Raw genomic sequence first — 10,453 nt, forward strand, 5'->3', positions numbered from 1 at the left:
ACGGGTCGTCCGGCGGGTGCGGAGTTCAGTACGCCGGAGTACTGGGTGCGGCAGGTCCGTGAGGCGGTACGGTTCGCCGACGCGGTGGAATGGCTGGCCGGGGAGGGTGTGTCGGCGTTCCTCGAACTCGGACCGGACGCCGCACTCAGCCCCATGGCGGCGAACTGCCTGCCGGCCGGGGGACCGGTCGTGGTCTCCCTCCAGCGGCGGGGCCAGTACGAGGCCGTCACCGCGCTGCGAGCCCTGGCCGAACTCTTCACCCACGGCCTTCCGGTCGACTGGGCGAACACACTCCCCGCCGGTCCCGCGTGCAGGGTTCCTCTCCCCACCTACGCATTTCAGCGTGAGCGTTACTGGCCCGCTCCGGTGCCGGGTGTGAAGGGCAACGCGGTTGGACTGGGGCTGACGGATGCAGGGCATCCGTTGCTCGGCGTGGTGGTGGAGTCGGCGGATGACGAGCGGATCCTGTTCTCCGGGCGGATCTCGGTCGCGGCACAGCCATGGCTCGGTGACCACGTGGTGGGCGGTGCCGTGCTGGTGCCGGGAACGGCGTTCGTGGAGATGGCCGTTCGTGCCGGGGACCAAGTGGGCTGCGGCAGGGTCGAGGAACTGGTGGTCCAGGCCCCACTCGTCCTGCCGGAGCGTGGAAGTGTGCGCGTCCAGGTGGTTCTGGAGCGTGCGAGCGACGAGGATTCCGGCCGCTGGGATGTGCGGGTCTTCTCGCTGCGGGAGGACGCGCCGGAGGGCCGGCCGTGGACCCGGCACGTCATCGGTGTGCTGACCGGGAACGACATTGCCGATGTGGAGGCTCCCGAATTCGGTGATTTGGCGGGGACTTGGCCTCCGGCCGAGGCCGAAGCCGTACCACTTGACGAGTTCTACGGGCAGTTGGCGGCGACGGGTTATGAGTACGGGCCCGCGCTCAGGGGGCTGCGGAGTGCCTGGCGCCTCGGCGACAGGGTGTTCGCGGAGGTCGGACCCGCAGCTGACAACGGCGACGGCAGGGGTGATGGCCGGCTGGCCGACCCCGACCGGTTCGGGATTCACCCCGCGCTGTTCGACGCCTGCCTGCACGCCCAGTTGATACCGGGCCGCCGCGCCGATACGGAGCTGCGGCTGCCCTTCTCCTGGAGTGGTGTGACGCTCCACGCCGTGGGCGCAGGGACCCTTCGGGTACGGGTGGAGCCACGCGGCGAAAACGCTGTGGCGCTGGCGCTCGCCGACGACCTGGGGCGCCCCGTGCTCACGGTGGACTCGTTGGCCACTCGCCCCGTCCTGCCCGTGGATCTGGCCGATGCCAACGCTTCTGCTGGAAGCGCTGGTTCGGGCGCCGAATCACTCTTCCGGGTCGACTGGGTCCCCGTACCCGCGACTGCGGCCGACTCCACCGGGGCCGGGGGCTGGGCCGTACTCGGAGCGTCCGTGGAAGCGAGCGAGGCGCTCAGGTCCGCAGGCATACAGAACGTGAGTACGTACGCGGATCTGGCCGAACTCGACGCTTCCGTAAAGGGTGGCGGCATCCCGACGCCCGCGGTGGTCGTTGCCCCCGCCCCGGCGGCGGACGAAGACCCCGCCGGTCCGGGCACGGTACGGGCCGGGGTCTCCAAGACCGTCGAGCTGCTCCAGGAGTGGCTCGCGGACGAACTGTGGCCGGAGACACAGCTGGTCGTGCTGACCCGGAACGCGGTCGCCGACGGGCTCGACGACGGCGCGCCGGATGTGACTCAGGCGGCCGTCGGAGGCTTGGTTCGCTCGGCCCAGTCGGAGCATCCGGGCCGGTTCGTACTGGTCGACGTGGATGGACAGCGGACCTCGTGGGAGACGCTCCCCAGGGCTGTGGCCTGCGGCGAGCCACAAGTGACGATCCGTCAGGGAACGGTGTTCGCGCCGAGGCTGGCGGGTGTCGACGCTCCGGGCGGTGCCCTCATCCCGCCGACGGGCCACAGCGCTTGGCGGCTGGAGGCCACTGGTCAGGCGCTCCAGGGCCTTGCCCTGGCGCCCGCGCCGGACGCCACCGCACTGCTCGCCGACGGCCAGATACGTATCGGCGTACGAGCGGCCGGGCTGAACTTCCGCGATGTGCTGCTCGGCCTCGGTATGTATCCGGGCAAGGGCAGCATGGGCAGTGAGGGTGCCGGTGTGGTGACCGAGGTTGGACCGGGGGTGACGGACCTCCTCCCAGGCGACCGTGTCATGGGCTTGCTCCAGGGTGGCTTCGGGCCGCTCGCCGTGGTGGACCGGCGCATGGTCGCGAAGATGCCGGACGCGTGGTCGTACGAGCAGGCCGCATCGGTGTCACTCGTCTTCCTGACCGCCTACTACGGCCTGTTCGACCTGGGCGGGCTGCGCGCGGGCGAGTCGGTGCTGGTGCACTCCGCGGCGGGTGGCGTCGGGATGGCGGCCGTACAAATCGCCCGACACGTCGGCGCGGACGTCTACGGCACGGCGAGTGAGGGCAAGTGGCACGTTCTGCGTTCCCTGGGCCTGGACGATGAGCACATCGCCTCCTCCCGTGACCTCGGCTTCGAGGAGAAGTTCTCCCGTGCCACCGAAGGGCGCGGAGTCGACGTCGTACTCGACGCGCTGGCAAGGGAGTTCGTCGACGCGTCGCTGCGGCTGCTCGCCGGAGGCGGACGGTTCCTCGAAATGGGCAAGACCGATGTGCGGGATCCCGAGGCAGTCGCCGCGGCGAACCCGGGCGTTTCCTACCAGGCGTTCGACCTGTCAGAAGCGGGCCCCGACCGTATCCAGGAGATGCTGCTCGCCCTGCTCGACCTCTTTGAGCAGGGCGCCCTGGAGCCTCTGCCGGTGCGTGTGTGGGACGTACGCAGGGCCGAGGAGGCGTACCGCCATGTGAGCCAGGCCCGGCACATAGGCAAGGTCGTCCTGCGGATGCCGCGCGGGCTGCCCACGGACGGCACGGTGTGGGTGACCGGCGGCACCGGACAGCTTGGTGCCATGGTGGCCCGGCGTCTGGTCATCGAACACGGCGTACGGAGCCTGCTGCTGACGAGTCGTCAGGGAATGGCGAGTGCCGGAGCCGACACCCTGGTGGCCGAACTGGAGGCATGGGGTGCCCGGGTCCGGGTGACCGCCTGTGACGGCGCGGACCGGGCCGCGGTGGACCTGGCCCTGCGTGCGGTGCCACAGGAGTGGCCACTGGTCGGCCTGGTGCACGCGGCCGGGGTGAACGGCGACGGTGTTGTCGAGGCGCTGACACCCGAGCGGGTGGACTCCGCCATGCGGCCCAAGACAGATGCGCTGCTGCACCTGGAGGAGGCCACGGCCGGACTGGACCTCTCGCTGTTCCTGGTCTTCTCCTCGCTGGCCGGAGTGCTCGGCACGGCAGGGCAGGGCGGGTATGCGGCGGCCAACTCGGGCCTCGACGCCATCGTGGCCCGGCGCCGGGCACGGGGACTCGCGGGCGTGTCGGTGGCCTGGGGCCTGTGGGAGTCGGCCAGTGGGATCAGCGGACATCTCCAGGAACGCGACCGGTCCCGGCTGGCCCGCGACGGCTGGCGGCCCCTGACAGACGCCGAGGGCATGGATCTCTTCGACCGGGCCATGGACAGTCCCGACGCGCTGCTCGCCGCGGCAGGTCTGGAACTGGCCGGGCTGCGCAACCGGGCGGCGACCGGTGTCGAGCCGACGGCGCTGCTGCGCGGTCTCGTACAGGGGCCCGCACGCAAGAAGGCGGCGTCGGCCCGCACGGCGGCGGACGCGGACGGGGCGCGGACCTGGCGGGACCGCCTCGCCGCCCTCGACGAGAGCGAGCGGCGCAGGGCCGTACTCGACAGTGTGCGCGAACAGACCGCACTCGTCCTCGGCCACCGTTCCGCGGCGGCGGTCGACCCGGAACAGATTTTCCAGGACATGGGGTTCGACTCACTGACGGCCGTCGAATTCCGTAACCGCCTCGCGGGGGTCAGCGGACTCAGGCTGCCGCCGACCATCATCTTCGACTACCCCACCCCCCGTTCCCTCGCCGATCACCTTTATGCGGAACTGGGACTGGAGGAGATTCCCGGCAGCGGGCCCTCCGGGTCCGTACTGGATGAACTCGACCGGCTGGAAGCGGCCATGGCCGGCTTCGGACAGTACGGCCACAATGGCCAGGACGCGGACGAGACGGAAAGCGTGCGTGCGCGACTGAGGGTGCTGCTCGACCGCCTGGATGAGGGCGTCGGGGCCCCGTCGGCCCCCGCGCCCGCCGAATCCGGCGACATTCTGGAGAAAATCCGGTCCGCCACGGCGGCGGAGGTATTCGAGCTGATCGACCAGGGATTCCGCTCCGACCGAGATGCTCAGTGAGCCCAGGGGCTCGGCCGGTCCGATAACACATTTGCTTTGAATTTCGGTTTCAATGGGAGGCGTCAGCCATGGGTGAGCAGGAAAAGCTCCTCGAATACCTCAAGCGTGTCACTGTCGAACTGCACACCACGCAGGAGCGGCTGCTCGCCCTTCAGGAAGCCGGTCGTGAGCCGATCGCGATCGTCGGTATGGCATGCCGTTTTCCGGGCGGGTCGGATACCCCCGAGCAATTGTGGGACCTGGTCGCCTCGGGCGGCGACGCGATCGGCGGTTTCCCGGCGGACCGTGGCTGGGACCTGGGGGAGCTGTACGACCCGGATCCCGAACGCAGCGGATCGAGCTATACCGACCGGGGCGGATTCGTGGCGGGTGCCGCCGAGTTCGACGCCGCGTTCTTCGGGATCTCACCGCGTGAGGCGCTGGCCATGGACCCGCAGCAGCGGCTGCTGCTTGAGACGTCGTGGGAGGTGCTGGAACGGGCGGGCATCGACCCGCTGTCGCTCCGGGCGAGCAAAACCGGTGTGTTCGTCGGCGCCTCCGCCATGGGGTACGCCACGGATAACGGGAACCTGCCGGAAGGCGCGGAAGGCTATGTGCTGACGGGCGACATCGCCTCGGTCATCTCCGGCCGGGTGGCGTACACGCTGGGCCTGGAAGGTCCGGCGGTGACGGTGGACACGGCGTGTTCCTCGTCCCTGGTCGCGCTGCATCTCGCCGTACAGGCGCTGCGGTCGGGCGAATGCGACCTGGCGCTCGCCGGTGGTGTGACGGTGATGTCCACACCGAAGGTGTTCGTGGAGTTCTCGCGGCAGAAGGGGCTGGCCGTGGACGGCCGGTGCAAGGCGTTCGCGTCGGGTGCGGACGGTACGGGCTGGGGCGAGGGTGCCGGTGTGCTGCTGGTGGAGCGGTTGTCCGACGCGGAACGTCTCGGGCACCGGGTCCTTGCCGTGGTGCGGGGCAGTGCGGTCAACCAGGACGGTGCGAGCAACGGGCTGACGGCTCCGAACGGTCCGGCACAGCGGAGGGTGATCCAGCAGGCGCTGTCGGCTGCCGGAGTGTCCGCCGCCGAGGTGGACGCGGTCGAGGCGCATGGCACCGGTACGCGGCTCGGGGATCCGATCGAGGCGCAGGCGCTGCTGGCCACATACGGCAAGGACCGGTCCGAGGACCGGCCGCTGTGGCTGGGCTCGATCAAGTCGAACATCGGTCACACGCAGTCGGCCGCCGGTGTGGCCGGTGTGATCAAGATGGTGGAGGCGATGCGGCACGGTCTGCTGCCGGCCACGTTGCATGTGGACGAGCCCACGGACCAGGTGGACTGGGAGGCGGGGGCGGTCCGGCTGCTGACGGAGCCGGTCTCCTGGCCGGACGCTGACCGGCCGAGGCGGGTGGGTGTGTCGTCGTTCGGGATCAGCGGTACGAACGCGCACGTGATTCTGGAACAAGCCCCGGAACGTAAGGACGAAGAGGCCGCCTCAACAAGCGAGTTGGACTCGGGACCTGTGTCCTGGGTGGTGTCGGGGCGGAGTGAGGGCGCGTTGCGGGGGCAGGCGGCGCGGTTGCGTGCGCGGGTGGAGTCCGATGGCGGGCTGGACCTGGCGGATGTGGGGTTGTCGCTGGCGGTGGGGCGTTCGGTGTTCGAGCACCGGGCCGTGGTGACGGGCCGGGACCGTACCGAGCTGCTGGCCGGGCTGAAGACGGTGGAATCCGGTGGCGTGGGCACCGATGCGGTATGTGGTGTGACGGAACTCGGGGCCAAGAACGGGCTGGCTGTGCTGTTCTCGGGTCAGGGTGCGCAGCGGCTCGGTATGGGTCGGGAGTTGTGTGAGGCGTTTCCGGTGTTCGCGGGGGCGTGGGATGCGGTGTGTGAGGTGCTGGATCCGTTGTTGGAGGCGCCGCTGAGGTCGGTGGTGTGGGCTTCGGGTGTGGATGAGGGTTTGTTGGATCGGACGGTGTGGGCTCAGGCGGGTTTGTTCGCGTTTGAGGTGGCGTCTTTCCGGTTGGTGGAGTCGTGGGGTGTGGTTCCGCGGTTCCTGGTGGGTCATTCGGTGGGGGAGGTCGCTGCCGCGTATGTGGCGGGTGTGCTGTCGTTGGCGGATGCGTGTCGTGTGGTGGCGGCGCGGGGCCGGCTGATGGACGCGCTGCCCGGGGGTGGGGTGATGGTCGCGGTGGAGGCTTCCGAGGCCGAGGTTGTTCCGCACCTGACCGAGGGCGCGGGGATCGCTGCGCTGAATGCTCCGGGTTCGGTGGTGGTTTCGGGTGAGGCCGATGCGGTGCGGGTGGTGGCGGAGTATTTTGCCTCGCTCGGTCGTCGTACGCGTTCGTTGCCGGTGAGTCATGCGTTCCATTCGGTGTTGATGGAGCCGATGCTGGATGATTTCCGTCGTGTTCTCGCTGAGATCTCGTTCGAGCCTGCTCGTATGGCGGTGGTGTCGACGTTGACGGGTCGTCCGGCGGGTGCGGAGTTCAGTACGCCGGAGTACTGGGTGCGGCAGGTCCGTGAGGCGGTACGGTTCGCCGACGCGGTGGAATGGCTCGCGGGGGAGGGTGTGTCGGCGTTCCTCGAACTCGGACCCGACGCCGCACTCAGCCCCATGGCGGCTCGTTGCCTTCAGGACGAGGCGCGCGTGGTGGCCTTCCAGCGCAGGGATCAGAACGAATCGGGCACCGCGTTGCGTGCCTTGGCCGAACTGTTCACCTATGGCGTCGCGGTGGAATGGGTGAAGACGCTGCCCACCGATTCGGCGCGGATTGTCTCCCTGCCCACATATGCGTTCGAGCGTGAGCGGTTCTGGCTGCCGGGTCCGGTCGCGCGCGCGGTGTCGGACGGTGCGCTGGACGCCCGGTTCTGGGAGGTCGTGGAACGCGAGGACCCGGCGGAACTGTCACGGGTCCTCGCAGTGCCGGGCGATGCCTCGTTGGATGAGGTCGTACCGGCCTTGGCATCGTGGCATCGAGGGCAGCGCGAGCGGTCCGTGGTGGATGGCTGGCGGTATCGGGAGGTGTGGCGTCCGGCGCGGGTCGGGTCGGCTGCCGGTGCGCGGCTGTCAGGGCGCTGGCTGGTCGCGATTCCGGCTGGTGGCGCTGAACAGTCGCATATACGTGAGGTGTTGAAGGATCTGGCTGCCGCTGGTGCCGAGGTCGTGCCCGTCGAGGTGAACGCGGGCGCCCTCGACCGGGCGGAGCTGGCCGTACGGCTGCGGAAGGTTGCCGAGGGCGTCGCCGGTGTTGTATCCCTGCCGACGCAGGGGGAGGGCGAGGAGGCGACCTGGGCACCCGTAGCCGCCACGCTCACCCTTGTGCAGGCACTCGGCGACGCCGAGGTTGACGCCCCGTTGTGGTGTATGACGTGGGGTGCTGTCTCGGTCGGTGACTCGGACCGGGTTGCCTCGGTCGCGCAGGCGGGTGTGTGGGGGCTGGGCCGTGTGGTGGCCCTGGAGCACCCCGGTCGCTGGGGTGGTCTGGTGGACCTCCCGGCGGTGGCGAACAGGCAGGTCACCGAGCGGCTGGTCTCGGTCCTCGCTGGTGCGTTTCCCGCCGAGGACCAGGTGGCGGTGCGCGCTGCCGGTGTGTTCGTACGGAGGATGGTGCCCGCTTCGGCGCCGACCGGGGCGGTACCGACCGGTGCGTGGCGGTCCGGCGGGACGGTACTGGTGACCGGGGGTACCGGTGGGCTGGGTTCCGAGGTGGCGCGCTGGCTCGCGGGCGAAGGTGTGTCTCGACTGCTGCTGGCGGGACGACGCGGCACAGAGACGCCCGGAGTCGCTGAACTGATCGCGGAATTGAACGAGTTGGGCTGCGCGGCGAGTGTGGTGGCGTGTGACGTGTCGGATCGGTCGGCGCTGGCTGAGGTGCTGGCGGGGATTCCGACGGAATTCCCGCTGCGGGGCGTTGTCCATACGGCCGGAGTGCTGGACGACGGGGTGATCGCGGCACTGTCGCCGGATCGGATCGCCGGGGTGTGGGGGGCGAAGGCGGACGCGGCAGTCCATCTGGACGAGCTGACCGCCGATTTGGCGGAGCCGTTGTCGCTGTTCGTGGCGTTTTCGTCGGTGTCCGGTTCGTGGGGAGGCGCGGGACAGGGCAACTACGCGGCGGCGAATGCCGTGGTGGAGGCGTTGGTCGAGAGTCGTCGAGCACGCGGGCTGGTTGGTTCCTGCATAGCGTGGGGCCCCTGGGCCGGTGCGGGAATGGCTGCTGACGCGGCGGTCGCCGGTCGTATGCGAAGGCTCGGTGTCGTACCCATGGAGCCGTCCCGGGCGCTGGTGGTACTGGCACAGGTGGCCGGGGCCGACGAGGGTGTCCTCACGGTCGCGGAGATGGACTGGGTACGCTACCTGCCGACGGTGACCGATGCCCGTAACACCGTTCTCTTTGACGAGATTCCGCAGGTACAGACGGTTCGCCGGGCGGGGACAGCGGATCCCTCGACATCTGTGGACGGTTCGGCTGCGGAGCCGCTGCGGTCGCGAATGGCAGGTTTGCCGGAGGCGGATCAGCGGGGGCTGTTGCTGGGGTTGGTGCGGGAGCAGGCGGCGCTGGTGCTGGGGCATGCGTCGGGTGACGCGGTCGTACCCGGGCGGGCCTTCAAGGATCTGGGTTTTGATTCGCTGACGGCGGTGCAGTTCCGCAATCGGGTGAACGCGGTGACCGGTCTGGCGTTGCCGTCGTCGTTGGCATTCGACTACCCGACCCCGGATGCGCTCGCCGAGCACCTGTGGGCCGAGCTCGCCGGATTCGTGGATACGACGGGTCAACTGCCGGTACGGATAGGCTCGGTGGCCGAGGACCCGGTGGTGATCGTGGGTATGGCGTGTCGCTTCCCGGGGGGAGTGGGTTCGCCGGAGGAGCTGTGGGAGCTGGTGCTGTCAGGGGCCGACGCGGTGTCGGAGTTCCCCGAGGACCGTGGCTGGGATCTGGAGGGGCTGTTCGATCCGGATCCCGAGCATCTCGGGACGTCGTACACACGGCATGGGGCGTTTCTGGCGGACGCGGCCGGCTTCGACGCGGGCTTCTTCGGTATTTCGCCGCGTGAGGCGCTGGCGATGGACCCGCAGCAGCGGCTGCTCCTGGAGACCTGCTGGGAGGCGCTGGAGGACGCGGGTATCGACCCGGCTTCGCTGCGCGGTGGCCGGGGCGGGGTGTTCATGGGCACCAACGGCCAGGACTACGCAGGGCTGTTGGAGAACTCGGCCGATCCCGCCGAGGGCTACCTGGGCACCGGCAACGCTGCCAGTGTGATGTCCGGCCGGGTGGCGTACACGCTGGGCCTGGAGGGTCCGGCGGTGACGGTGGACACGGCGTGTTCCTCGTCCCTGGTCGCGTTGCATCTCGCCGTACAGGCGCTGCGGTCGGGGGAGTGCGACCTCGCGCTGGCCGGTGGTGTGACCATCATGTCCTCTCCGCTGGCGTTCGTGGAGTTCTCGCGGCAGCGGGCGTTGTCGGTGGACGGCCGGTGCAAGGCGTTCGGCGCGGGTGCGGACGGTACGGGCTGGGGTGAGGGTGCCGGTGTGCTGCTGGTGGAGCGGTTGTCCGACGCGGAGCGGCTCGGGCACCGGGTGCTCGCTGTGGTGCGGGGCAGTGCGGTCAACCAGGACGGTGCGAGCAACGGGCTCACCGCTCCGAACGGTCCCTCGCAGCAGCGGGTGATCCGCCAGGCGCTGAGCGCCGCCGGGTTGTCTGCTGCTGAGGTGGACGTGGTGGAGGCGCATGGTACGGGAACCCGGCTCGGGGATCCGATCGAGGCGCAGGCACTGCTGGCCACGTACGGCAAGGGGCGCTCGGCAGATCAGCCGTTGTGGCTCGGCTCGGTGAAGTCGAACATCGGACACACACAGGCGGCCGCCGGTGTGGCGGGCGTCATCAAGATGGTGGAGGCGATACGGCACGGTGTGCTGCCGGCCACGTTGTACGCGGAGGAGCGGACCGACCAGGTTGACTGGTCCAGTGGTTCGGTGGAACTGCTGGCGCATGCCCGGGAGTGGCCAGAGACTGATCGTCTGCGTCGGGCGGGTGTCTCGGCGTTCGGGGTCAGTGGGACGAACGCGCACGTGATCCTGGAGCAGGTTCCGGTTCCGGTTCCTGAACCCGAGCCTGTGGCGGGGGTGGTGGGTGCTGTGTCGTGGGTGGTGTCGGCCAAGTC

General features: G+C 69.7%; 2 protein-coding genes and 1 pseudogene. All 3 read left to right on the forward strand.

The window, feature by feature from the left end:
• Positions 1-45: 45 nt before the first annotated feature.
• Positions 46-4,311 carry an SDR family NAD(P)-dependent oxidoreductase gene (locus ACIP8W_RS31315; protein ID WP_402153848.1) on the forward strand — a complete coding sequence of 1,422 codons (4,266 nt, stop codon included), beginning with the start codon at positions 46-48 and terminating at the stop codon, positions 4,309-4,311.
• A 68-nt stretch (positions 4,312-4,379) separates the two neighbouring features.
• A pseudogene (locus tag ACIP8W_RS31320) lies at positions 4,380-4,424 on the forward strand (polyketide synthase docking domain-containing protein); the annotation flags it as partial.
• A gap of 6 nt (positions 4,425-4,430) precedes the next feature.
• Positions 4,431-10,453, forward strand: a 6,023-nt coding sequence (locus tag ACIP8W_RS31325) for a type I polyketide synthase (protein ID WP_402205779.1), incomplete at its 3' end; no start/stop codon positions are given.

Origin of the sequence: Streptomyces sp. NPDC088554 (genome assembly GCF_044752945.1) — a bacterium.
GTDB lineage: Bacteria > Actinomycetota > Actinomycetes > Streptomycetales > Streptomycetaceae > Streptomyces.